General features: G+C 54.5%; 22 protein-coding genes and 3 pseudogenes. 20 read left to right on the plus strand and 5 right to left on the minus strand.

Annotated features, from left to right (window positions below; translation table 11 throughout):
* Positions 1-108: 108 nt before the first annotated feature.
* The 17 genes and pseudogenes from tssB (at position 109) to ABLV78_RS10960 (ending at position 15,662) form a co-directional block, all read left to right on the plus strand.
* Positions 109-600 carry a type VI secretion system contractile sheath small subunit gene (tssB, locus tag ABLV78_RS10880; protein WP_015366297.1) on the plus strand — a complete coding sequence of 164 codons (492 nt, stop codon included), beginning with the start codon at positions 109-111 and terminating at the stop codon, positions 598-600.
* Between the two features lie 42 nt (positions 601-642).
* Positions 643-2,178: a type VI secretion system contractile sheath large subunit gene (tssC, locus tag ABLV78_RS10885; protein WP_047047433.1), complete on the plus strand. Its 1,536-nt coding sequence runs from the start codon at positions 643-645 to the stop codon at positions 2,176-2,178.
* A 119-nt stretch (positions 2,179-2,297) separates the two neighbouring features.
* A complete protein-coding gene (hcp, locus tag ABLV78_RS10890; protein ID WP_015366299.1) occupies positions 2,298-2,789 on the plus strand; it encodes a type VI secretion system effector Hcp in 492 nt (163 codons plus the stop codon).
* Between the two features lie 165 nt (positions 2,790-2,954).
* Positions 2,955-5,585, plus strand: a complete 2,631-nt coding sequence (tssH, locus tag ABLV78_RS10895; RefSeq protein ID WP_047047424.1) for a type VI secretion system ATPase TssH — start codon at positions 2,955-2,957, stop codon at positions 5,583-5,585.
* Between the two features lie 145 nt (positions 5,586-5,730).
* Positions 5,731-6,015, plus strand: a pseudogene (locus tag ABLV78_RS10900) (contractile injection system protein, VgrG/Pvc8 family); the annotation flags it as partial.
* Positions 6,016-6,047: 32 nt separating this feature from the next.
* A complete protein-coding gene (tssA, locus tag ABLV78_RS10905; RefSeq protein WP_045398046.1) occupies positions 6,048-7,622 on the plus strand; it encodes a type VI secretion system protein TssA in 1,575 nt (524 codons plus the stop codon).
* Positions 7,623-7,676: 54 nt separating this feature from the next.
* Positions 7,677-7,973 (plus strand): annotated as a pseudogene (locus ABLV78_RS10910) (type VI secretion system baseplate subunit TssF); the annotation flags it as partial.
* 19 nt (positions 7,974-7,992) lie between these two features.
* A complete protein-coding gene (locus ABLV78_RS10915) occupies positions 7,993-8,178 on the plus strand; it encodes a hypothetical protein (RefSeq protein ID WP_015705642.1) in 186 nt (61 codons plus the stop codon).
* A gap of 182 nt (positions 8,179-8,360) precedes the next feature.
* Positions 8,361-8,933 carry a Tli1a family immunity protein gene (tli1a, locus tag ABLV78_RS10920; protein WP_047047413.1) on the plus strand — a complete coding sequence of 191 codons (573 nt, stop codon included), beginning with the start codon at positions 8,361-8,363 and terminating at the stop codon, positions 8,931-8,933.
* Positions 8,906-9,247 carry a hypothetical protein gene (locus ABLV78_RS10925; RefSeq protein WP_226473829.1) on the plus strand — a complete coding sequence of 114 codons (342 nt, stop codon included), beginning with the start codon at positions 8,906-8,908 and terminating at the stop codon, positions 9,245-9,247. The genes tli1a (ABLV78_RS10920) and ABLV78_RS10925 overlap by 28 nt, the downstream gene beginning before the upstream one ends.
* 179 nt (positions 9,248-9,426) lie before the next feature.
* Positions 9,427-9,999 (plus strand): Tli1a family immunity protein, encoded by a 573-nt coding sequence (gene tli1a / locus ABLV78_RS10930; RefSeq protein ID WP_047047410.1) that lies wholly within the window; start codon positions 9,427-9,429, stop codon positions 9,997-9,999.
* Positions 9,972-12,416, plus strand: a complete 2,445-nt coding sequence (locus ABLV78_RS10935; protein ID WP_088389863.1) for a Tle1 family T6SS lipase effector — start codon at positions 9,972-9,974, stop codon at positions 12,414-12,416. The genes tli1a (ABLV78_RS10930) and ABLV78_RS10935 overlap by 28 nt, the downstream gene beginning before the upstream one ends.
* A 108-nt stretch (positions 12,417-12,524) precedes the next feature.
* Positions 12,525-13,091: a Tli1a family immunity protein gene (gene tli1a, locus ABLV78_RS10940; RefSeq protein WP_047047469.1), complete on the plus strand. Its 567-nt coding sequence runs from the start codon at positions 12,525-12,527 to the stop codon at positions 13,089-13,091.
* A 6-nt stretch (positions 13,092-13,097) separates the two neighbouring features.
* Positions 13,098-13,339, plus strand: a pseudogene (locus tag ABLV78_RS10945) (type VI secretion system baseplate subunit TssG); the annotation flags it as partial.
* Positions 13,320-13,856, plus strand: a complete 537-nt coding sequence (gene tssJ / locus ABLV78_RS10950; protein ID WP_072251522.1) for a type VI secretion system lipoprotein TssJ — start codon at positions 13,320-13,322, stop codon at positions 13,854-13,856. The pseudogene ABLV78_RS10945 and the gene tssJ, both read left to right, overlap by 20 nt.
* Position 13,857: 1 nt before the next feature.
* Entirely contained in the window at positions 13,858-14,301 is a 444-nt protein-coding gene (tssE, locus tag ABLV78_RS10955) for a type VI secretion system baseplate subunit TssE (protein WP_032708247.1), read from the plus strand.
* Positions 14,302-14,321: 20 nt separating this feature from the next.
* Positions 14,322-15,662 carry a VasL domain-containing protein gene (locus ABLV78_RS10960; protein ID WP_047047466.1) on the plus strand — a complete coding sequence of 447 codons (1,341 nt, stop codon included), beginning with the start codon at positions 14,322-14,324 and terminating at the stop codon, positions 15,660-15,662.
* 67 nt (positions 15,663-15,729) lie between these two features.
* Here ABLV78_RS10960 and ABLV78_RS10965 read toward each other — a convergent pair whose 3' ends face one another.
* On the minus strand, positions 15,730-16,296 hold the full coding sequence (locus tag ABLV78_RS10965; protein WP_047079055.1) for a DJ-1/PfpI family protein: 567 nt from the start codon (positions 16,294-16,296) through the stop codon (positions 15,730-15,732).
* A gap of 460 nt (positions 16,297-16,756) precedes the next feature.
* Here ABLV78_RS10965 and ABLV78_RS10970 point away from each other — a divergent pair, with 460 nt between their 5' ends.
* A complete protein-coding gene (locus tag ABLV78_RS10970; RefSeq protein WP_047048970.1) occupies positions 16,757-17,515 on the plus strand; it encodes a hypothetical protein in 759 nt (252 codons plus the stop codon).
* 79 nt (positions 17,516-17,594) lie between these two features.
* Here the strand turns inward: ABLV78_RS10970 and ABLV78_RS10975 are convergent, their stop codons facing one another.
* Positions 17,595-17,789 (minus strand): hypothetical protein, encoded by a 195-nt coding sequence (locus ABLV78_RS10975; RefSeq protein ID WP_045397506.1) that lies wholly within the window; start codon positions 17,787-17,789, stop codon positions 17,595-17,597.
* A gap of 249 nt (positions 17,790-18,038) precedes the next feature.
* Between ABLV78_RS10975 and ABLV78_RS10980 the strand changes: the two genes are divergently transcribed.
* Positions 18,039-19,016 carry a threo-3-hydroxy-L-aspartate ammonia-lyase gene (locus tag ABLV78_RS10980; protein WP_047048967.1) on the plus strand — a complete coding sequence of 326 codons (978 nt, stop codon included), beginning with the start codon at positions 18,039-18,041 and terminating at the stop codon, positions 19,014-19,016.
* The gene (locus ABLV78_RS10985; protein WP_047048965.1) at positions 19,013-19,639 is read left to right on the plus strand and encodes a helix-turn-helix transcriptional regulator; all 627 of its coding nucleotides are present in this window, start codon (positions 19,013-19,015) and stop codon (positions 19,637-19,639) included. The genes ABLV78_RS10980 and ABLV78_RS10985 overlap by 4 nt, the downstream gene beginning before the upstream one ends.
* A 43-nt stretch (positions 19,640-19,682) precedes the next feature.
* On the opposite strand, the gene ABLV78_RS10990 is transcribed toward ABLV78_RS10985, so the two are convergent.
* The 3 genes from ABLV78_RS10990 to ABLV78_RS11000 all read right to left on the minus strand — a co-directional run bounded on the left by ABLV78_RS10990 (position 19,683) and on the right by ABLV78_RS11000 (position 23,531).
* Entirely contained in the window at positions 19,683-20,765 is a 1,083-nt protein-coding gene (locus ABLV78_RS10990) for an oxidoreductase (protein WP_047048962.1), read from the minus strand.
* 13 nt (positions 20,766-20,778) lie between these two features.
* Positions 20,779-21,525: a DeoR/GlpR family DNA-binding transcription regulator gene (locus ABLV78_RS10995; protein WP_045397495.1), complete on the minus strand. Its 747-nt coding sequence runs from the start codon at positions 21,523-21,525 to the stop codon at positions 20,779-20,781.
* A 188-nt stretch (positions 21,526-21,713) separates the two neighbouring features.
* Positions 21,714-23,531 carry an ABC transporter ATP-binding protein gene (locus tag ABLV78_RS11000; RefSeq protein ID WP_047048959.1) on the minus strand — a complete coding sequence of 606 codons (1,818 nt, stop codon included), beginning with the start codon at positions 23,529-23,531 and terminating at the stop codon, positions 21,714-21,716.

A 23,531-nucleotide genomic window follows, 5' to 3' on the forward strand; every position in this document is an offset into this window, starting at 1 on the left:
GGATCTTCGTATCTGCTGGTTGATATATTGCCCTGATTTCTTTAAACATAACGTTGTGAATAAAACGAAATTTACTCCACAATCATTCCTTAAGGAAAAGGGACCGCTATGGCTGATTCATTCCAGAATGAGGTGCCGAAGGCACGTATTAATTTAAAATTATCCTTACATACCGGGGGGGCGCAGAAGAAGGTTGAACTACCGCTTAAACTGCTCACCGTTGGTGATTTCAGTAATGGAAAAGAGCATCGACCATTGGCCGAGCGCCAGAAAATAGATATCAATAAGAATAATTTTAATAGTGTGCTTTCTGAATTTAACCCAGAGATCAATCTCACCGTTGAGAATACGCTGGCTGGGGATAACTCAGAAGACAATGTTAAACTGCGTTTTTCCGATATAAAAGACTTTGAGCCCGAACAGGTTGCCCGGCAAATCCCTCAACTCCGCGCCATGCTGGCGATGCGTAATTTATTACGCGATCTCAAATCGAACCTGCTTGATAACGCTACTTTCAGAAAAGAGCTTGAGAGAATCCTTAAAGATCCAGCTCTGTCCAGCGAATTACGCGCCGAAATGAGTGCCCTTGCCGGGAAGTAAACGGCGGTCATCTCTTTTAATGGATTAACCGGGAATATGCTGATGTCTGTAAATACTGAAACGAACCCCGCACAGGGGCAAACTGCCGTAATGAACAAAGAAAGCGTTTACGCTTCTCTTTTTGAAAAAATCAATCTGAGCCCGGCATCAAGCCTTGGCGATATTAATGTCTTTCTGGACGACACGGCGCTATCAGAGGCCACGGCGGGGGAACGCCTGACCGCGGCGATGCAGGTTTTTATGGACTGCATTCGTCAATCCGGCCAGCAGGTGGAGAAACTCGATAAAACGCTTATTGACCACCACATCGCGGACCTGGATTTTCGTATAAGCCGTCAACTTGATGCTGTTATGCATCACCCGGAGTTCCAGAAGGTGGAATCTCTGTGGCGCGGCCTGAAGCAACTGGTAGATAACACCGACTATCGCCAGAACGTGAAAACCGAAATCCTCGATGTGTCCAAAGACGATTTACGTCAGGATTTTGAAGATGCGCCAGAGCTGATACAGAGCGGCCTGTACTGGCATACTTACACCGCCGAATACGACACCCCCGGCGGCGAGCCGATAGGATCGGTAATATCGGCGTACGAGTTTGACGCCAGCCCGCAGGACATGGCGCTGTTGCGTAATATTTCGAAAGTCTCCGCTGCGGCGCATATGCCATTTATCGGCGCCGTAGGGCCGAAATTTTTCCTCAAGGATTCAATGGAAGAAGTCGCGGCAATTAAAGATATCGGCAACTATTTCGATCGCGCTGAGTACATTAAATGGAAATCGTTCCGCGATACCGATGACTCGCGCTATATCGGCCTGGTCATGCCGCGGGTATTGGGCCGTCTGCCGTATGGGCCGGACACGGTTCCGGTGCGCAGCTTTAACTACATTGAGCAGGTAAAGGGGCCGGATCACGAAAAGTATCTGTGGACCAGCGCGTCATTCGCCTTCGCCTCGAACATGGTACGCAGCTTTATTCAAAACGGTTGGTGCGTGCAAATCCGTGGCCCGCAGGCGGGCGGCGCGGTGAAAGATCTTCCCATCCACCTCTATGATCTCGGCACAGGAAATCAGGTGAAAATCCCTTCCGAGGTGATGATCCCGGAAACCCGTGAGTTCGAATTCGCCAATCTGGGCTTTATTCCGCTGTCTTATTATAAGAACCGTGACTATGCCTGCTTCTTCTCGGCTAACTCAACTCAGAAACCCGCGCAGTACGACACCGCGGATGCGACAGCCAATAGCCGTATCAACGCCCGCCTGCCGTACATCTTCCTGCTATCGCGCATCGCCCACTACCTGAAACTGATCCAACGCGAGAACATCGGCACCACCAAAGATCGCCGCCTGCTTGAGCTGGAGCTCAATACCTGGGTTCGTGGCCTGGTTACGGAAATGACCGATCCGGGCGACGAGCTGCAGGCCTCACATCCGCTGCGTGATGCGAAAGTGGTAGTGGAAGATATCGAGGATAACCCTGGCTTCTTCCGCGTCAAGCTGTTCGCGGTGCCGCACTTCCAGGTGGAAGGCATGGACGTCAATTTGTCTCTGGTTAGCCAGATGCCGAAGGCGAAAGGGTAACACGCCTGTCACTATCCAAGTCGTCTGGCTCGACAGGCTACAGCCTGTCTGGCGAGAGACAACACACCTGCGCCATCTCAGGATGATGGCGTGTTAAAAAATGAAATGGAGTAATTAACATGGCAATACCAGTCTATTTATGGTTGAAAGACGACGGCGGGGCGGACATTAAAGGTTCCGTAGATGTGAAAGATCGTGAAGGCAGCATCGAAGTAGTGGCGCAGGAGCATAACCTGTACATCCCGACCGACAACAACACCGGAAAGCTAACCGGCACGCGTATCCACACGCCGTTTCTGTTTACCAAGGAAATCGACTCCTCAAGCCCCTATCTCTACAAGGCGGTGACTACCGGCCAGACGCTGAAGTCTGCCGAATTCAAGTGGTACAAAATCAATGATGCTGGTCAGGAAGTGGAATACTTCAACACCAAACTGGAAAACGTGAAAGTGGTGAAGGTCAATCCGCTGATGCACGACATCAAGAACCCAGCCTACGAGAAACACAGCCATCTTGAGCAGATTGAACTGCGCTACGAAAAAATCACCTGGACCTATAAAGACGGCAACATCATTCATTCCGATTCATGGAATGAACGAACGACAGCCTGACGCCCGAAGCAGGCGGTTCGCCGTCTGCTTTTTTGCTAAGCGCCAGTGACCGTTGGCTTTTAGCAAAAATAATCAGCCTGCCCGACCTTGTGCGCTTTGGTCTCCTGCATCACGGGAAACGGCGATGGGCGGTAGCGTGTCCGGAATCGACAAAGAGAGAGCCTCATGGAAAACCCAGCCATTCTGTTACGCCGTTTAAACCCTTATTGCGCCCGCGCCCTGGAAGGCGCCGCTTCGTTGTGCCAGGCCCGCGCGCATGCGCAAATCCTTCCCGAACACTGGCTGCTAAAACTATTGGAGCAGGGCGAGGGAGACCTGACCGTATTAGCGCGGCGTTATGAGTGGGATATGGACGCTATCTGGCAGGATCTGCTCTCTTTTCTGGAAACGCTTCCGCGCTCGGTACACAGCCGGCCGCAGCTGTCCGGCAGCATCCAGAGCCTGATGCAGGAGGCGTGGTTAAGGGCCTCACTGGCGGGCGAGACCTCTCTACGCAGTGTTCATCTACTGATGGCGTTAGTCAGCAACCCAACGCGGGTGCGCTGTGACAGTCTGTGGCCGCTGTTAACGTTGGGACAAGCGCAGCTTGAACACCTGCGACCACTATTAGATATGCAGTCTGATGAGCGCCCGGAATTACAGCCAGATGAACCAGGCCACGTTGGCGATGTGGAGTTTGTCGGCCGCCCCGTGGAATCGGCCGTGAAGTCCGCTGAGATGACCCCTGCGTTACAGAACGCGCTGGACAAATTTACCCTTGATATCACTGCTCGTGCCCGCGAAGGCAAAATCGACCCGGTCTTTGGTCGCGATAACGAAATTCGTCAAATGGTGGATATCCTGTCGCGCAGGCGAAAAAACAACCCAATCCTGGTTGGCGAACCCGGAGTCGGCAAAACTGCGCTGGTCGAAGGGCTGGCGTTGCGTATCGCGGAGGGCAACGTGCCGGACAGTCTGAAGCCGGTTTCATTGCGTACGTTGGATCTCGGCTTACTGCAGGCCGGCGCAGGCGTTAAAGGGGAATTCGAACAGCGGCTTAAGAACATTATCGAAGCGGTACAGCAGTCTCCTGTTCCGGTGCTGCTGTTTATCGATGAAGCTCATACTATCATCGGCGCAGGCAACCAGGCCGGTGGCGCGGATGCCGCTAATTTGCTCAAACCGGCCCTGGCGCGCGGCGAACTGCGAACTATCGCCGCCACGACCTGGAGTGAGTATAAGCAGTACTTCGAGCGTGATGCCGCGCTGGAGCGCCGCTTCCAGATGGTCAAAGTCGACGAACCGGACGATGACACCGCCTGTCTGATGCTACGCGGGCTAAAATCTCGCTATGCTCAGCATCACGGGGTACATATCACCGATGAAGCCATTCGCGCTGCCGTGACACTTTCCCGACGCTATCTCACCGGCCGCCAGTTGCCAGATAAAGCGGTGGACCTACTGGATACCGCATCGGCCCGCATTCGCATGGGAATCGATACGGTGCCGGAATTGTTGACGCGTATGAAAGCGCAAATCACGGCGCTGGAAATGGAAAAACAGGCGTTGCTGGAAGATGCCATGGTCGGTAGCGGTAGCGACGAAGCGCGGCTGGCGGCAATTGAGCTGGAAGAATCGCGTATTATTTTACAGCTTGGTGATCTGGAAACGCAGTACGGCCTGGAACTGAAGCTGACCGAGCAACTGCTGAGCTGCCGAGCCGATCCTTCCCGCCGCAAGGAGATCGGCGCATTACAGAGCCAACTTGCCAGCGTCCAGAATAACCATCCGTTGCTGGGGCTAGATGTCGATTTACGTACCGTAGCAACGGTGATTGCCGACTGGACCGGGGTACCGCTCTCTTCATTGCTGAAGGACGAGCAGACGGAACTGCTGAGTCTCGAATCTCATTTGGATAAAAGAGTGGTGGGGCAGGATATGGCGCTAAACGCCATTGCCAAGAGACTGCGGGCGACCAAAACCGGGCTTGCACCGGATAACGGCCCGCAGGGCGTATTTCTGCTTGTCGGTCCGAGCGGCACTGGAAAAACGGAAACCGCGCTGGCGCTGGCTGATGAGCTGTTCGGTGGTGAGAGATCGCTGATTACCATCAACCTTTCCGAATATCAGGAGCCGCATACGGTGTCCCAACTGAAAGGTTCGCCTCCCGGTTATGTCGGCTACGGTCAGGGGGGGATTCTCACCGAAGCGGTACGCAAACGCCCGTACAGCGTGGTACTGCTTGATGAAGTGGAAAAAGCGCATCGTGATGTGATGAATGTGTTCTACCAGGTGTTCGACCGTGGCTTTATGCGCGATGGCGAGGGACGCGAAATCGACTTTCGCAATACGGTGATCCTGATGACCTCAAACCTCGGCAGCGATCGGCTGATGCAGAGGCTGGAGGAGCGGCCGGAAGCGACAGAATCCGATTTACATGACCTGTTGCGCCCTGTGCTGCGAGAACATTTTCAACCAGCGCTGCTCGCGCGTTTCCAGACCATTATTTACCGTCCGCTCAGCCAACTGGCGATGCGCAAAATTGTCAACATGAAACTCAACCAGGTCAGCCAGCGTTTGTATCGTCACTACGGTATGACAACCGATATTGCCGAAAGCTTGTACGACGCGTTGACGGACGCCTGCCTGCTGCCGGATACCGGCGCGCGTAACATTGACAGCCTGCTTAATCAACAAATTCTACCGGTGCTGAGTCAGCAACTGTTGAGCCATCTGGCGGCAGGGTTGAAGCCGCAGAGCCTTTCTCTGGATGTCGATGAAGAAGGCGACGTGGTCATGGAATTTAGCCACTCCTGATGAGAATTTCTTAGCGTCAACCCCATCCCGGTACAGGATGGCGCGGGCGATGGGCAAGCAGAACACTATCTGCAGGGCATTGCGGTCTTATGGAGAAAAAATATGACCTGGATGAGTTCGTTGGGCCGTGAGCGCAACACAACCGCAGGAGCATAACCTGCATGGTTGGGAATATGAATTTAATCTCAAGCAAAGCTACCCAAAACGCGAACAGATAAACCAGTATCGCGAGAGCGACCTGGCGTTTATTCAGCGCCTGCTGGCTGAAGTCGGCATATTCTATTATTTCACCCTGCAGGAAGAGGCGCAGAGCGAAGTGGTGAATTTCGCCGATGCGCAGCGCACGTTGATATTTGGTAAGACACTCCCCGTCAACAGCCCGTCGGGAATGAGCGACAGCGGGGCGGAGTCCGTATGGGGCTGCGAGGTGGAGAGTGAACAGCGCAGGGAGGATCTTTATTAATGGCATCAGTTCTTACATTGATTAGTGCGAGCCAGGTAGCGCCGGAAGCGCTGGCCGCACAGACCCAGCAGCGTTTGCTGCTGTGGGAAAACTGGCTGCAGCCGGTCACGACCGAGCAACCAACGGGCGATGATCCCGGCTATGACGATGATTTCCAGTTGATGCGCGAAGAAGTGAATAAGCTATCCGGCGCCAATACCGATCTGATTTGTCAGCTTGCGGAAAAGCTGCTGACCACCGTCACCCAGGATATCCGCGTCGCCTCATACTACGCCTGGGCCCGCCTGCACCGCGATGGCGAAGCGGGTCTGGCTGATGGGCTGGAATTACTGGCTGGATTAATGCAGCGTTTTGGCGTGAGTCTACACCCGCAGCGGGATCGCAGCAGGAGAGCTGCCCTTGACTGGCTGGCGAGCCAGCGCATGCTCGACAGCCTGTCGTTATACCCGGAGGTATGCAACAGCGATGCGCTACGTATCACCGGCGCGTTGCTGATCATGGAGCAGACGCAAGAAGGGGCGGTCCCCGGCGCGTTGTGCGCCGCCCTCGAAACCCGGTTAATGAAATCCGGCGGGCCAGAAGCTGTGGTCCCGCAGAATATCAGCGATGCGCCGCTAGCGGCGGTGGGGGGCAGCGCGCCAGTGCTCAGCGGTATCACCTCTGGTCAGGAGCTGCTGACGCAGGCGCGGGTGCTGGCAAAGTATCTCAGCGACCAGCCGGATGGCTGGCTCTCTGCCCACCACCTGATAAAGAGCATTCGCCATGATACGCTGCATCAGTTGCCGCCGTTACTGGCGGACGGCAGAACTCGTATTGATCCGCCAAAACCGGACCAGCGGGCGCTGCTGAAAAGGCTGTATCTCCAACAGAGCTGGATGGAATTACTCGAGCAGGCCAGCGAGATGTTTTCCCGCGGCGCAAACCATCTGTGGCTGGATCTGCAGTGGTATGTTCACCAGGCGCTGTTGAAATCCGGGCGCGACGCGCAGGCCGCTATTATTCAGCATGATCTGCAAGGACTGCTGGCACGTTTGATCGGCCTGGAAGGGTTGGCGTTTAACGATGGTACGCCGTTTGCCGATGAGGTGACGCTGAACTGGATACAGCAACAGGTGCTGGATAATGCAACCATCTGGCTGGACGACACCGCTTCCCGCGCCGTCACCGCTTCCGGCGACGACAACATCCTTCAGTTAGAGCCGGAGGCGCTGGCTCTGGTCGACAGCGATGGCGCTGAGGCGGCGCTGACCTGGCTGCAACATCGTCCGGGTATCACCACCCCCAGAAGCCGCTGGTTACTGCGATTATTGATGGCGCGGATTGCCGAGCAGAGCGGGAAAAACGAACTGGCGCAACATCTGCTGGCGGAACTGGACGTGCTGGCAGCCACGCTGTCACTGGCGCAATGGGAACCGGAACTACTGTTTGAAGTCCGAGCGCGTCATCTGCGGCTGTTGCGCGGTAAGGCCGGACGCAGCGAAACGGAAAGAGCTCGTCTGCAGTCGCAGATGGACCGTTTGCTGGCGGACCTGATTGCTATTGACCCCGCCCGCGCGGCGGTGCTGTGCGTTTAAACGCCTGATGATCGTCATGGACGAGTAACGGATAGCATACGATCGATGATTTAACCTTGCGCTATTTCGATGCTGGATCTCGACAAAGCCGGTACGCCGGATCCCTACGTAGAGCGTCTGTTTGAAGGGGTTGCTTTTTCCATGGAGCGCTTGCGGGAAAAGATTGATGACGACCTGCCTGAGCTTACCGAAGGGCTGGTTAGCATGCTGTGGCCGCACTATCTGCGCACCATTCCGTGGCTATCGGTGGTGGCGCTGACGCCGGAACTACCGACGATGAAGATGGCGGAAACGGTGCCTGCCGGGCTGCAGATATATTCCCGCCCGCTGGGGCCGAAAAATACCGTCTGCTGCGCCGCCTGCGCAGAGCGTGGGGCCGCGTGAGGTACCGTTTATCGACAAGGATCGGCTGGACCACGCGGCGTGGGGCTATGACTTTGCCCACACCGGCATCGTGGCGCAGCTGGGTTCGCCGCAGATGCTGGATTTTTACGATAATAGCGTCCTGCCGGGCCTGCGAGTAAAACAATTATTGAACTTAATATCGGCGAAATAATTAATACACGCACGAACGGATATGAAATAACTGCTGAGAATATTTATCGTGGCCAATATTCATTGACCGCTACAAATATCATCATCAGTTATATATAGAGGTTCATCTATTAGCATAAATACAAGCATTTAATTACGCCATTTATTAATAAGTCATCACTTTGTATTTGTAAGGACACATCAATGATAAAGCATATCCGTATTTTGCCCGGCGGGCTGGCGGTGCTGGCCGCCGTTTTTCTCTGCCTGCTGACGGCCTGTCGTGACCACAGTCGCGACGGCATGAGCGGCGCTGACATCACCCTTTTAAACCATGGTCCGGACGCCATCGTTTCGGTGCAGGTGAACGGCTACGGGGGACCAAGGGCCAATTCCTACGGCGGCGGCGGCGGCTTCTGCTGTGTGATGGTGCCAGATGTCTGGCGCCCGGGGCTGACGGCAAAAATTACCTGGACTTCCGACCCTAACTCCTGGATGAAAATAAGCGATATGCCTGACAACTATTCGCAATACTATCAGCGCCATGGCCCGATCACCGTGCCCATTGAACGCTGGGAAGAGGATCAGGCTTGCGGCTTTCATGTGCATATTTTCCCCTGCGATAAGGTGCGGATAGTCCGTTCCTGCATTCCACCGGGACAGCCGGGCTACCCGGTACCCCAGTCTCCCCCTGACTGGGAGCAACGAGCGGATAAGATCATTTTCAAACATATTAAGGAGGAAGTTGTATGTCCGACACCGCAGACTCCACGCTGAATGCCCTGAAGGCGCTTATTGCCGCCTTTCAGACCGGTGCCACCCCGGTCACGGTTAAAACCTCCACCGCGGAAGCGGCCAGTTTACCGCCGAAGTTTCCCGACAAAAAGGGGAAAACGTCAGCGGATAACTCCACGCAGCAGAAAACCGAATACAACGAGCGCGGCCGCCTGCCGGCGAGCAGAACGCAGGCCGAAGGCAACTACGCCAGGCAGTATCTGGAAGGATATGTCGGGGAGTCTGAACATCAATCGGACAAAAAAACGGAGCCGGGCTGTCCCGCCAGCCTGCATACACAATTCGCTGCTGACTAATATTGCCCGGCTCTGGTCTATGAGAAACCGGTATTGATATTTGTAGCGGCCCATTTTATTTGACCGCTACAAATATCATCATCAGTTATATATGGAGGTTCATCTATTAGCATAAATACAAGCATTTAATTACGCCATTTATTAATAAGTCATCACTTTGTATTTGTAAGGACACATCAATGATAAAGCATATCCGTATTTTGCCCGGCGGGCTGGCGGTGCTGGCCGCCGTTTTTCTCTGCCTGCTGACGGCCTGCCGCGACCACAGTCGCGACGGCATGAGCGGCGCCGATTTAAACCTCTACAATCACGGTCCGGACGCCATCGTTTCGGTGCAGGTGAATGGCTACGGCGGGCCAGGTGCTAACTCCTACGGCGGCGGAGGCGGCTTCTGTTGCGTGATGGTGCCTGATGTCTGGCGCCCGGGACTGACGGCAAAAATCACCTGGACCTCCGATCCTAACGCATGGATAGACCCGAAGCACATCCCTGATGATCATGCGAGTCATTACCAGCGCCATGGGCCGATTACCGTGCCCATTGAACGCTGGGAAAAAGGTCAGGGATGTGGCTTTGATGTACATATTTTCCCCTGCGATAAGGTGCGGATAGTCCGTTCCTGCATACCACCGGGACAGCCGGGGTATCCGGTTCCCCAGTCGCCGACAGATTGGAAGCAAAGAGCTCAGAAAATACTTATCAAACATATCAGGGAGGAAATTATATGTCCGATACCGCAGACTCCACGTTAAGTGCTCTGAAGGCGCTTATTGCGGCCTTCCAGACCGGCGCCACCCCGGTTACGGTTAAAACCTCCACCGCGGAAGCCGCCAGTTTACCACCAAAGTTTCCCGGGCCGGATGATAAAAAGGGAGAAAAGCCTGCCGATAAATCTACACAGCAGAAAGCCGAATACAACGAGCGCGGTCGACTGCCGGCGAACAGAACGCAGACCGAAGGCAACTACGCCAGGCAGTACCTGGAAGGGTATATCGGGGAGTCCGATCATCAATCGGGTAAAAAAACGGAACCGGGCTGCCCGGCCAGCCTGCATATCAGCCTGTTCTTCGACGGTACCTGCTGTACTAAAGAGGGGGCTGATGAGATATACGGCTCGCGTAACCCGCCGTTGACCAATATCGGCAGGCTCTACCATGCGGCAAACTGGAAAGAGCAGGATGAAACTGCGGAAAACGACGGCTACTTCAGCTATTACTTTCCCGGCTGTGGCGCGCGCTTTCCGGAGATTGGCGAAGAGCACTACTCGCTGGACGGCGAGTTGTTTGCCAACGGCGGTGAGGATCGTATCAACCAGGCGCTGCTTAAAACCTACAGCAGCATTTGTTATGCGGTGAAAAAGGAAAGGATAGAAGACAGTGAGCTGACCAGATATCGGCAAAGTATGGCCACCGTCTGGCCCTTCTCGCGGCTGACCCAGAAGTTCAACCGTAAAAGCGCGCTTGATGATTTCTGCGACGATCATCTGGGCTGCGTGGTGAACCAGTGGCCGCGGCAGCCCACGCGGCTGCATATCCAGCGCTCGCAGCGGCGCATCGCCAAAATCAAGCTCTTTGTCTACGGCTACTGCCGGGGGGCCGCCACCGCCCGCGCCTTCGCCCGCGGGCTGGAGTCGCTGCTCGATGACGCTAAAATGCCGCTCGATGCGACAAATATGCTGCCGGCGGGGACCGGGGTGCCAGGCGGCCCGACCCTGCTGGGTATCCCCATCAGTATCGAGTTTATGGGGCTGCTGGATACGGTCTCCGCGGTTGGCGTGCCGCATATCCTGCCGTCGGCCACCGGGCATCTGGGCTGGGCGGCCAACAGCCTGCGGCTGCCGACCACCAAAGGCTTCTTAAAAAGCTGCTACCACTTTGTCGCCGGCCACGAGCAGCATGGCGACCTGCCGCTGGACTCCATCCGCGGTCCGGACGGTAAATACCCGGCGGGAGCGGTAGAGGTGGTCTATCCCGGGATGCATGTCGATGTCGGCGGCGACTGTAAACCGTCAGAACTCGGCAAAGTGCAGACCGACGCCCGCAGCCTGCTGTCAAAGATTGTGCTGCACGATATGTATGCCGCTGCCTTTGATGCCGGGGCGCCGCTGAGCGTGCCTCCTGAGGTATTGCCCGGCGGCGCCAAAGATAAAACCTATCGAATGATGTCTGTTTATGTATTGGATCAATTCAAAATCTCCGCCCAGGCCATCGCCCTGTTTAACGCCTGGCAGCAGGCCGGGGCGCAGCAGGCGGGGGCGAAGACCGAAACGCCGGCCGTCAACGAGGCGGAGGTGGTGGCCATCGCCGTGGCTCAGGGCCGGGATCCGGTCGCCGCGCTGAAGGCGGCTCACGACAAGGCGGATAGCGATAAGGCGAAAGCCGCTGCCACCGCCGCGAAGTCTCCGGAGAACGGCCCGCTGGGTAAACTGCCGGATCCGGTGTATGTGCCGCTGAAGGGCAAAGCGCTGGAGGTGATGCTGGCGGACCAGCTGAGCTGGATCACCGCGTGGCGCACCGAGCGCTTTGCCAGCCCGCAATACGCCGATAAGTATTATCAGCGTAAGCCTTTTTATCAGCAGGCGCTGAATGAGCAGACCGGCGCGCTGCCGTCGGCGGCGGCGCCCGCGGAAAGCAAAGGGCCGCGAGAAGTGCCGTTTATCGATAAGGATCGTCTGGATCGCGCGGCATGGGGTTATGACTTTGCCCATACCGGTATCGTGGCGCTGCTGGGCCAGGTGCTGCTGGATGTGATCCCCACCACGCAAACCGACCAGCTTGGCGGTCCGCTGGTGGCGGCGCAGGAGTCGGAATATATCCAGATCAAGAAAAGCGGCGATGCCCGGCGGGCGGCGCTGATGGGCTCGCCGACGATGCTGGATTTTTACGATAACTACGTGCATGACACGCTGGCCAAATATAATCACGACCCGCTGCACTCCTCGTTTTCCCACGGTTATTTTGCGTCGCGGACGATTTACGATAACGATGACGATACGTGGGATTCGGTGAAACAATTTGGCCAGCGGGTAAAAGCGATTATTGATATTAATGTTGGCGATATATTAGTGCAGGCGCGAACGGATATGAAAGATCTGAATACGGTATCGGGCGTGCTGGGGAAAATATATCGGGATATAAAAAGCGAGGCTTTTAAAATACTGCTTCCCTGACACTTTAATTACCATATTACTATGGACGGCGTCGTAAAAATAAAAATCTGTAATTACGTCATCTCTTAATAATTCATTACTTTATTTTATTTTTGTAAGGATACATCAATGATAAAGCATACCCGTATTTTGCCCACAGGGCTGGCGGTACTGGTCGCCGTTTTTCTCTGCCTGCTGACGGCCTGCCGCGATCACAGTCGCGACGGCATGAGCGGCGCTGATATAAACGTCTTAAACCACGGTCCGGATGCCATTGTTTCGGTGCAGGTGAACGGCTACGGCGGGCCTGGAGCCAATTCCTACGGCGGCGGCGGCTTCTGCTGTGTGATGGTGCCCAACGACTGGCGGCCGGGGCTGACGGCAAAAATCACCTGGACTTCCGACCCTAACTCCTGGATGAAAATAAGCGATATGCCTGACAACTATTCACAATACTATCAGCGCCATGGACCGATCACCGTTCCCATTGAGCGCTGGGAGAAGGGACAGGCCTGTGGCTTTGAAGTGCATATTTTTCCCTGCGATAAGGTAAGAATTGTTCGTTCTTGTCACGATCGCTCATCTCCGGAATATCCGATACATCGTGCGCCCGATGAGGATGAAAAAGCGAAAAAAATATTATTTGACCATGTTAAGGAGAACATCGTATGTCCGACACCGCAGACTCCACGCTGAATGCCCTGGCTGGGCGCCCATTTGGATGTACGGCTACAGCTGTATGTGGCCCGCCATTTATTACCGGCTGCGCAACGCTCTTGCCAACCCAAAAACGCGGCGCGGTTAGGGCGGACCGCGGTACTGCGCCCGCTTAACGCGCAATACCCTGCTACTGACATTATCACCATTCATCTGGGGCGTTATCAGCGCATCCGAAAAATATTCACCGAAGGGAGAACGATGAAGATGGCAACTATCGCTGGTAAAAATTGCGCCACATTGCTGCCCATCACTCTCACTGCAGCCTTAACCGGCTGCGGCCTGACGCAGAGCGTAAAAGATGGAGCCGTCTCAGTGACCTACGCTATTTTTTATAAACAGATCAAAACGCTGCATTTGGATATTCGGGCCCGGGAAGGGGTGAACCACAATGCGCAAGGGGCGTCATTGGCAACCGTAGTGCGAATTTACCAACTCAAAGAGCGCAAAGCGTTTGACGCCAGCGATTATCCCTCGCTATTTGCTGACGATAGCCGGGCAATACCAAGCGATTGGCTGGCCCAAAAATATATCCGTCTACGCCCGGGGGAATCCGTGGCGCTGGATATGCCGCTGGAGACGGCGGCGCAATACGTCGCGGTGGCGGGGATGTTTATCGCGCCGGATCGGGTCAAGGACAGCTGGCGGTTAGTGTTGACCCGCGACGACCTCGACCCCGACAAGCCGCGTATTATCGAAGCCGGTCACAACCGGCTGACGCTGCAACCGTTAAAAGGTAACTAAAATGCCGCGCCCTTCACTTTACGACACCCTGTTTGGTAATTTCTCCGGCGGTCTCGAGCTGCATCAGATCGGTGAAGAAAATCAGGTCATTTTATCGGTGCTTGATAATATGCAGCGTATCCTCAACTGCCGGGCGGGCACGCTGGCGCATCTTCCGGATTACGGTCTGCCGGATATGACAAAAATTCTCCAGGGGATGCCGGGTAGCGCGCACCAGTTAATGACCACGCTGTCCGCGGTACTGCTCAAATACGAACCGCGGCTGAACAGCCTCCGTGTGGAGATGCTCGAACAGACACAGCCAGGCGAACTGCGTTATGCCATCGACGCGGAACTGAAGGAAATTGGTCTGGTACGCTATGGCACGGAATTTATGCCTGAAGGCAGGGTTCTCCTTCGCCATCTGAAACAGCAACAGTATCTGAATGCCCGCACCGCTATTTAGCCCTCACTCTGGTTACCCCTATGACAACATATCCTAAGCGTCACCTGACTACCGGCGGCGATCCGCGCACGCTGGCAGACTACGCAAAGCTGCGTGAAGAAATGCATAAACTCAGCCACCCGGCGCGCCCCGACGTTGACTGGCTGTACGCAGAACGGCTTTGTCTGTCGCTGTTTGACCGTAACGGCGTAGAGCTGCAGACTGCGGCCTGGTATACGCTTGCCCGTACGCAGTTAACCGGTTTATCCGGGCTGAATGAAGGCCTGGCTATCCTGGAAACGCTGATTACCCGTCAGTGGGGGAGCCTTTGGCCACAGCCGGTACACGCGCGGATGGAAATCCTCAGCGGTTTGGGTAAACGGCTACAGCAAGCGCTGCGTACGCTGACGCTGACCTATGCCGATCTTAGTTTGATTTATGAGGCGGAAGCGCATCTGAAAGCGCTGGATGCTGCGCTGCAGCGTCTGGAATTAAAGCACGCCAGTCAGTTTGATGCGTTGCTCAATTTGATGCATAACGCGGCTGTACGGCTGGAGAATAGCGATGGCGTGACCAGCGCTGATACCCTACCGCACGTAGTCACGATGGAGAACGCGTCCACCCATTTGGATGAGCGGGTTGAGCGAACAAAGTGGGTTTATATTGCGCCGCCGGAAACGCTGCCAAACGTGCAAGTCGGCAATGAGCGTCAGAACTCTGAAAAACGATGGCGACCTTTTATGGCCGGTATGCTGACGATGCTGGCGCTGACCGCAGCGGCAGGGTGGGGGTGGCAGGCGATGAATCAACCAGATCCGGAACAGCAGCAATTCGCTCTCAGTCTGGCGCCATTGCCGACGGTACTTTCGCCAGATCAGTTACGCTCCTTTTCTCTGCACGCACCGTCAGCAGACAGTGGGATAAAGCAGACCCGGCAGCAGCTTACACATCTGGCTCAACTCAAACCTAATTGGGCCATCGACTATAGCGATCAACTGGTACAACAGGCACTGGCGCTATGGCCGGAGCAGGCGAAAACATTGTCCTCGCAGTGGCGGCAGCAGATCATAGCCGCCGCGCTGCCGGCGGAAAACCTCACCGGGTGGTATCAGGGAATGCAGCAACTGCAGCAATTAACTCAGCGTCTGAATGCCCTGGATGAGCAGAAGGGAAAATACCTGACGGTCAGTGAACTGAAATCCGCGGTGTTCGCCATTACTCAGTCTCTTAATCGAACCGTTCCGGCTGAAGAACAGTTACGCCAACTATCGGCGATGACAGAAGGGCAAATCAGCCGCGCCGCGCAGCAGCAACAAGCGGAACAGCACCTGCAGCAGCTGATAGTCTCTTATGCACTAGTAAAAAATAAAACCGTGGAATAGCTTCGCGCAAGGAGTAAGGGCTGGGGGGCATATCGTACCGTAGCGACTCCAGCCCTGGAAAAGGCGCTTACCGCTGCAACACCTCGGCAAATTTAGCAAGCCACTGCGGGTGGGCGGGCCAGGCGGGGGCAGTAACCAGATTGCCATCAACGTGCGCCTGGTCGATACCGATATCGGCGTAATGTCCGCCACTGAGGCGAACTTCGGGAGCGCAAGCTGGATAAGCGCTGCAGGTACGGCCTTTAAGAATGCCGGCGGCCGCGAGAAGCTGTGGGCCGTGGCAGACGGCGGCAATCGGTTTACGCGCAGCGTCAAAAGCCTGTACCAGCTTAATCACCTGCTCATTCAGGCGCAGATATTCTGGCGCACGGCCGCCGGGGATGAGCAGTGCGTCGTAGTCTTGCTCATTGGCGCTATCGAAGTCTGCGTTCAGTACGAAGCGATGACCGGGTTTTTCGCTATAGGTTTGTGCGCCGTCAAAATCATGAATCGCCGTCATAATATAGTCGCCTTTGCTTTTATCCGGGCAGACAGCATCGACCTGATGGCCAATCATCTGTAATGCCTGAAACGGGACCATGGTTTCGTAATCTTCAGCGTAATCACCCACCAGCATTAAAATTTTCTTGCCCATTGCAACAGATCCTTGATGAATAATGATGCCTAAGGTATAGCCTGGTAAAATGAACAATGCCAATGGTTAATGCATGAATAAGAATGAAAGCAGCAATGTCGATAAAATATAGACCTGATGTATCGGATCAAGAGTAATAAATTTAACGCATGAATTAAATTCCGCACCAGGGAAGTTTACATTAAAAAGAAATGACGCCTGAATATTGTGTTTTGCTTTTTTTGTTGACGGGGAGGGTGTATTTGTTAATATCGGCTGGCTCTTTTTATTGGCGTGCGAATCTTTGGGGTATATTGTTTGTCTTATGTATGTCTTGTCTTTTTTACATGCGAGAATATATTCGGATATTTCGAGTTGTTGAACGGCGTCAGGTGTTAAAAATGCCTTTTTTATTAGCGGCATAGTGTAAACCTATTAATTAAATTAATATGTTACGATGAGTAAGCATAATGGAGTATGAATGAATAAAATTCACCGTCTGACATTGATTGGTATTATTATTAACTTAGCCATGTTTCTTTTGGCGCTCAATGAGGTCAACTCGCTTTCAGATTATTATGGCTATGATCGAACGCTGCGTTTGATTAAAGATTTGGTCACAATTGTACTTCCTTTTGCTATAGTTGTTCAGGTGGTAAGCGTTTTTTTATTACCGAAAGTCCCGCGTGTTGGTATTGTGTTTGCTTATATCGGTGGGATTGCTATGGTGCCGATTGGTTTGTTGTTTTTAATCGGTTATCTTTTTAGCTACGAAAGATACTGCAATGCAAACCTTGATGTTTATAACCCTGAAGCTGCGGTTGAAATATCTAAGCCTGAAGATAAAAACTATAAATTAACATGCGATACATCCCGATTTACTCCTACTGGTGCTATTGCTTTGTGTATGGGAGTTATTGTGCTGGTGATGGGCGTGGGAATTGGCTATTTATTGGTCGCAGTAGGCATTCTCAATATCTGGAATGGGGTACGCCTCAAGGAGCGCGTTATGATTGGTCTTTCTGGTGATAAATTGATAGTTAAACCAAAATTGTACTCAGATACTTTTATCGTACCGCTGAATGAAATCGTATTAACAGGCAAAGGCGTTACTAATGACACGGTATCCCTAAAATTCTTACGTACAGGCCGGGCGTTTAGCGTGCGGAAGAAAATGCTGGCAGGTGAGAATATTGATGAATCACTCGAATATATTATTTCAAAAATCCCCACCGCCTGATTGGTACTCACCAAAGTGAATATAAAACGGCACCTTTGAGGTGCCGTTTAGTCTTTTCTGGCGATATCAAAGGGTTGTGTTAATCCACGTTAGTAAAGTAATCGCGAGCGACTGCTTCCACACGCTTTGCTTCCAGACCGGTCTTTTCGCTGATCCCGGCGATAAACGGCTTGAACTGCTCGGCCATCACGTGACCGCCGTCCCAATGAGCAACGTAGTAACGGCACTGATAGCGATAAAAGTGGAGGGTCTTTTCTCCTAACGTGTAATACATGACATTCTCCTGTCCAGTGTGTCGGGTTGCGTCCGCAGAAGCTGATGGGGCGTTACCACAATAATCAGGTATTTGATTATATCCTGCTCCCAAATGTGGGAAATTTCCAGCAGGCAATAGGCAAGCGGAGCACATTTTCTTCTGGTTGCGATCTATGCCATTTGCGGTTGAATATTGATCATGCATAATGTATTTAATTAGACGAAATGTATTAGGTCCTGATTACTCATTGAACAACAAGGCGAAACAATGACTCTACAACTTCCCGATTATCGCGACGTGGCAGCCGCCGCCCGGCGGATTGCCGGTTACGCCAACTCTACTCCTGTGATGACCTCCCGTACCCTGGATGAGCAATACTCAGCGCAGCTGTTTTTAAAGTGTGAAAATTATCAGCGCATGGGGGCATTTAAATTCCGCGGCGCGATGAACGCGTTGCAACAGTTTAGCCCAACGCAAAAACGGGCCGGGGTAGTGGCGTTTTCTTCTGGTAATCACGCGCAGGCCATTGCACTAGCGGCTAAACTGCTGGACATTCCGGCGACTATCGTCATGCCACACGATGCGCCTGCGGCTAAAGTCGCCGCCACCCGGGGCTACGGTGGTAAAGTCGTTTTTTATGACCGCTACACGGAGGATCGCGAGCAGATCGGTCGCGATCTGGCGCAACAGAATGGGTTAACCCTTATCCCTCCTTACGATCATCCGCACGTGATTGCCGGGCAGGGGACGGCGGCGAAAGAGCTAATAGAAGAGGTCGGTCCGCTGGATGCGCTATTTGTCTGCCTCGGCGGCGGTGGGCTGTTGTCAGGCTCGGCGCTGGCGACGCGTCATCTGTCTCCGGGGTGTAAAATCTATGGCGTAGAGCCCGAAGCTGGCAATGACGGCCAGCAATCTTTTCGTTGCGGCAGCATTGTGCATATTGAGACGCCGAAAACCATCGCCGATGGCGCGCAGACCCAGCATCTGGGGCAATATACTTTTCCGCTAATACAGCAACACGTCGACGATATCCTGACCGTGAGTGACGATGAATTGGTCGCAGCGATGAAATTTCTCGCCGGGCGGATGAAAATGGTGGTCGAACCGACCGGCTGTCTGGGCTTCGCTGCCGCACGGGGCGCCATGGCGCATCTGCGGGGTAAAAAAGTCGGCATTATTATCAGCGGCGGTAATGTGGATATGAGTCGTTACAGCGCTTTATTGGCCACCGGGAACGAATTATGAGTAGCGAGATGTCGCCCTTGCTGGCACAGCTTGATCTCATCGCCCAGGGGTTAAGCGAAACCTTCGCGCCGTTTTGTGAAGTGGTCGTCCATGACCTGACGCATCCTCAACAGGCCATTTTATCAATCCACAATAATCTCTCCGGCAGAGAGGTTGGTCAGCCGGCGACCGAGATGGGGTTAGCGCGGATTGCCAGCGCCGAGTTTCCGGCCGTCGTTGCCAACTATGCCAATCAATTTGCCGATGGCCGTGCGGTGAAAAGTACCTCCATCGGTATTAAGGGCGATAACGGTGAATATGTTGCCGCCCTCTGTCTTAACGTCGATATGACGTTGTTTCGCGGTATGCAGAGCGCGTTGGCGCGCTTTACCGCCACGGAAAGCGCCACGGTGGTTGAACATCTTGAACCGGGCGGCGCAGCGGCCATTCGCCAACGAATTGATGCATTCGCCGCCGAGCGGGCGACGACAGCCAGGGCGCTGAGTGCGACGGATCGTAAAACGGTGATTCAACAATTGCGTAAAGAGGGGCTATTAGATCTGCGCAAATCAATGGAAATGGTCGCGCAGCATCTTGGCATTTCGCGGGCGACCGCCTATTTATACGCCCGACAGGAGAGATAAGCGTAGCGGCCGCGCGGAGCTGCAGCCGCTATTCCTCAAGGGGTTACTGAAGCCCGGTCAGTTCGTCGGTGGTTAACGCCAGCTTTTGCACGCTGCCGCTTTCTGCTGAAGCAACGGCGGCTTCCAGCACCGCCATCACCGCCAGCGCCTGTAGCGGCGGCACCGGGTTGGCGATTTTGCCCTGCAGGGCATCGCGAACCTGAATATAGTACTGACGCTGATCGCCTTTCGGCGTGGCGAGCGTGTGCGCCTGCAGGCTGGCGTCGAACAGCGTCATGCTGTCGTCATCCTGGCCCCAGCTTTCGCTCCCTGGGACGACCCCAGCCAGCAGCTGGCTCTCTTGCTGGTCTGCTTTCAGTTTCACGAGGCTGCCGCTATCGCCGTGGACCGTGAAGCGCGAGACGCCGCCGGCCACCAGCATGCTACAGTGCAAAACCACTTTGTGCTGCGGATAATTCAGCACCACGTGCGCCCAATCGTTGATCTCCGCGCCCTGTCGGAGGGTAGCGATATTGCCTTGTACCGATTGCGGCAGGCCGAAAAGTTGTAGCGTCTGGTCGATCAGGTGCGGGCCGATGTCAAACCACAGGCCGCTGCCCGGCACGTTCTGCTCGCGCCAGCGAACGCGTACTTCCGGGCGGAAACGGTCGATATGCGACTCGAAATGCTTAACCTTGCCGATCAGCCCCTGCTCGATGGCCTGCTTAACGCCGAGATAATCGCTATCCCAACGGCGATTGTGGAAGACTGAAAGCAGTCGTTGCTTTTCGTCCGCCAGCGCGATCAGCTCGCGCGCTTCCTGCATATCGAGAGTGAAGGGCTTATCCACCACCACGTGCTTACCGGCGTTCAACGCCAGTCGAGCCAGCGGGGCGTGGGTGGCGTTCGGCGAAGCGAGTACCACCAGATCGACATCCGGATGCTGAATGGCCTCTTCCGGAGAAGCGATTACCGTGACATCTGGCAGGTCCTGCTTCACTTTGGCTTCATCGCGGGAGGCGACGACGGCAAGCTTTAACCCCTCGACCGCGTTGATGAGCGGCGCGTGAAACGTTTTGCCGACAAATCCATAGCCGATCAGCGCAATGTTAATAGGTTTACCTGCGCCGGTGATAACTTTATGCATGACTTTCTCCACGTTATTCAGCGTCAGCAATGCTGACCTGCATTGAATTGTCTTCGCCAAGCGCGTGCCATGGCTTGTCGAGGAACAGACGATCGATGTGTTTCAGTTCGGCGACCAGGTATGGCTCGCAGCGATTAAGTTTCAGATGGTCAGCCACCAGCCAGTGCTCGACGCTGGCTGCCAGCATCGCGCGCTTTACCTCCGCATCCGCTTCCTGGCTGGCGCTAAGCCCTTGTTGCGCATGGATCGCGCAGGCGCCGAGAATGGCGATATCCGCGCGGTAACGAGAAAGCAGCGCCAGCGTGGCGCTACCGGCAAACAGCCGCTGCCGCATATCCCATTTTCCGCCAAGTAAAACCAACTCGATATCGGGCCGTTCGCTAAATAGTTGGGCAATATCCAGCGAAGGGGTGATGACCGTCAGCGGTCCTTTTAGATGAGCGGCGACGGCCAGTACCGTGCTGCCGGCGTCTAAAAATAGCGTTGATCCTGGAGGAATCTCACGGGCGACCAGCGCGCCGAGGCGTTGCTTAGTCTCGGGCAGCAGCGCATTGCGCGCCTGACGATTCATAGCTGGAAGATCGAGAGCGATAGCGCCGCCATGGTTTTTCTGTACCAGTCCGCGTTTTTCCAGGTCACTAAGATCGCGGCGAACGGTATCGGGCGAGACCTGCAATCGTTCGACCAGTTCGCTGATGCTAATTTGACCGTTTTCGCTCAGTAGTTCGAGTAAAAACTGTTGTCGGGCGGTTTTATGCATAATCGCTGTTCCTGCAAAAGGCTGCAATAAACCGCATAATACAGCATGAAGTGAGAATGTGAATCGCAAAAAGCAGCAAAAAATGCGTTGTCAGCTAAAAGAGGAGATTGTGCATCGCTTTTTGGGAAGGGGGACCGGCTCAGCGCAGACTACAGAGCGTTGAGCCGGTCTATTTAAAGGTACTCCGCTCAGCGCATTACCCAGTGCTGATTACCGACTTGCTCGTAGCGGCGGGTCGGCGGTTGCCAGTCTTTATCGCGAAACGGCGAGGGTAGTTCATCGTTATTGGCTTCGCGCAGAAGATGTCGGCGAGACGGATCGGTTTTCGGGATCGCCGCAATTAACTTCTGCGTATAGGGGTGTTGCGGATTGGCGAAAATTGCCTGCCGCGGGCCAATTTCGACGATTTCGCCGAGATACATGACCGCTACCCGGTGACTGATGCGTTCAATCACCGCCATATCATGAGAGATGAACAGAAAGGCGATTTTCATCGTTCGTTGCAGTTCGATAATCAGGTTGACCACCTGCGCTTTGACCGACACATCCAGCGCCGACACCGACTCGTCGGCGATAATCACCTTGGGATTCATCGCCAGCGCGCGGGCAATGCAGATGCGCTGGCGCTGACCACCGGAAAATTCATGCGGATAGCGGTTAAGCACCGCGACGCTGAGTCCCACTTTCTCAATCAATTCATGGGCGCGCGCCAGCGCCTGCTGGCGGGTGGCGAGGCCATTTTCCAGCAGTGGTTCAATCAACGTTTCCTGGATTTTCAGCCGTGGATTCAGGCTGGCGAACGGATCCTGAAAAATCATCTGGATATCCTGACGCATCCGCTTTTGCTGTTGGCGCCCGGCTTGCAGGACGTCATAGCCATTAAGGCGAACATGGCCGGATTGCGCCTGGACCAGGCGAATGAGACTGCGACCGGTGGTCGATTTACCGCAGCCGGATTCGCCCACCAGCGATAGCGTTTCACCGGGCCATAGATCAAAGCTAACGTTTTCTACGGCGTGGATATGCCCGGCTAACTGATTAAAAAAGCCTTTTTTAACTGGAAAACGGGTGACCAGATTTTTGACCGATAATACCGGCTCGTTGCTGGTCAGGCTGAGGTCAGGCTCTGGCGGGTAACGACGGATTTCCCCGGTTTGCAGGTTCACCGATGGGAACTTACAGGGGGTCGAGCATATATCCATTTCACCTGCCGCGGGTACCGAGGCCAGCAGCGTACGGGTATAGGGCTGCTGCGGGGTGGCGAATAGCGTCGGCGTACGCTCGCATTCGATGGCATCGCCGCGAAACATCACCAGCGTATCGTCGGCGGTTTCCGCGACTACGCCCATATCATGGGTAATAAACAGCACCGCGGTATTGTTTTCTGCCTGTAGGGTTTTAATCAGATCGAGGATTTGCCCCTGGATAGTGACGTCCAGCGCGGTCGTGGGTTCATCGGCGATCAGCAGTTTCGGCTTCAGGGCCAGCGCCATCGCGATCATCGCACGCTGGCGCATACCGCCGGAAAACTGATGCGGATATTCATCGAAACGTTGCGCGGCATGCGGAATGCGGACTTTTTCCAGCAGGGCGATGGCCTCCTGCTTCGCCTGGCGCGCCGATAAGCCCTGATGGCGGATAAAAACTTCCGCTATCTGATTGCCGATAGTAAATGCCGGGTTAAGACTGGTCATCGGCTCCTGAAAAATCATCGCCACCTCGGCGCCGCGCACGCGACGCATCTCCTCTTCAGGAAGGTCGAGCAGGGATTTGCCGCCGAGCAGCACCTGTCCCTCGGTACGGCTATGCCGGGCAGAAAGCAGACGCATAATGGCCATCGCCGTCACGCTTTTACCCGAGCCGGATTCGCCGACGATCGCCAGCGTCTTACCTGGATAGAGGCTAAAACAGATATTACGCACCACTTTCTGCCAGCTATCGCCGTGGCGGAATGCGACGCTCAGATTGTCGACGGCCAGCACTGGCGCAGGCGTTTCACGGTTCAT

This window comes from Klebsiella sp. CN_Kp075 (assembly GCF_040065055.2).
Classification (GTDB): Bacteria; Pseudomonadota; Gammaproteobacteria; order Enterobacterales; family Enterobacteriaceae; genus Klebsiella; species Klebsiella aerogenes.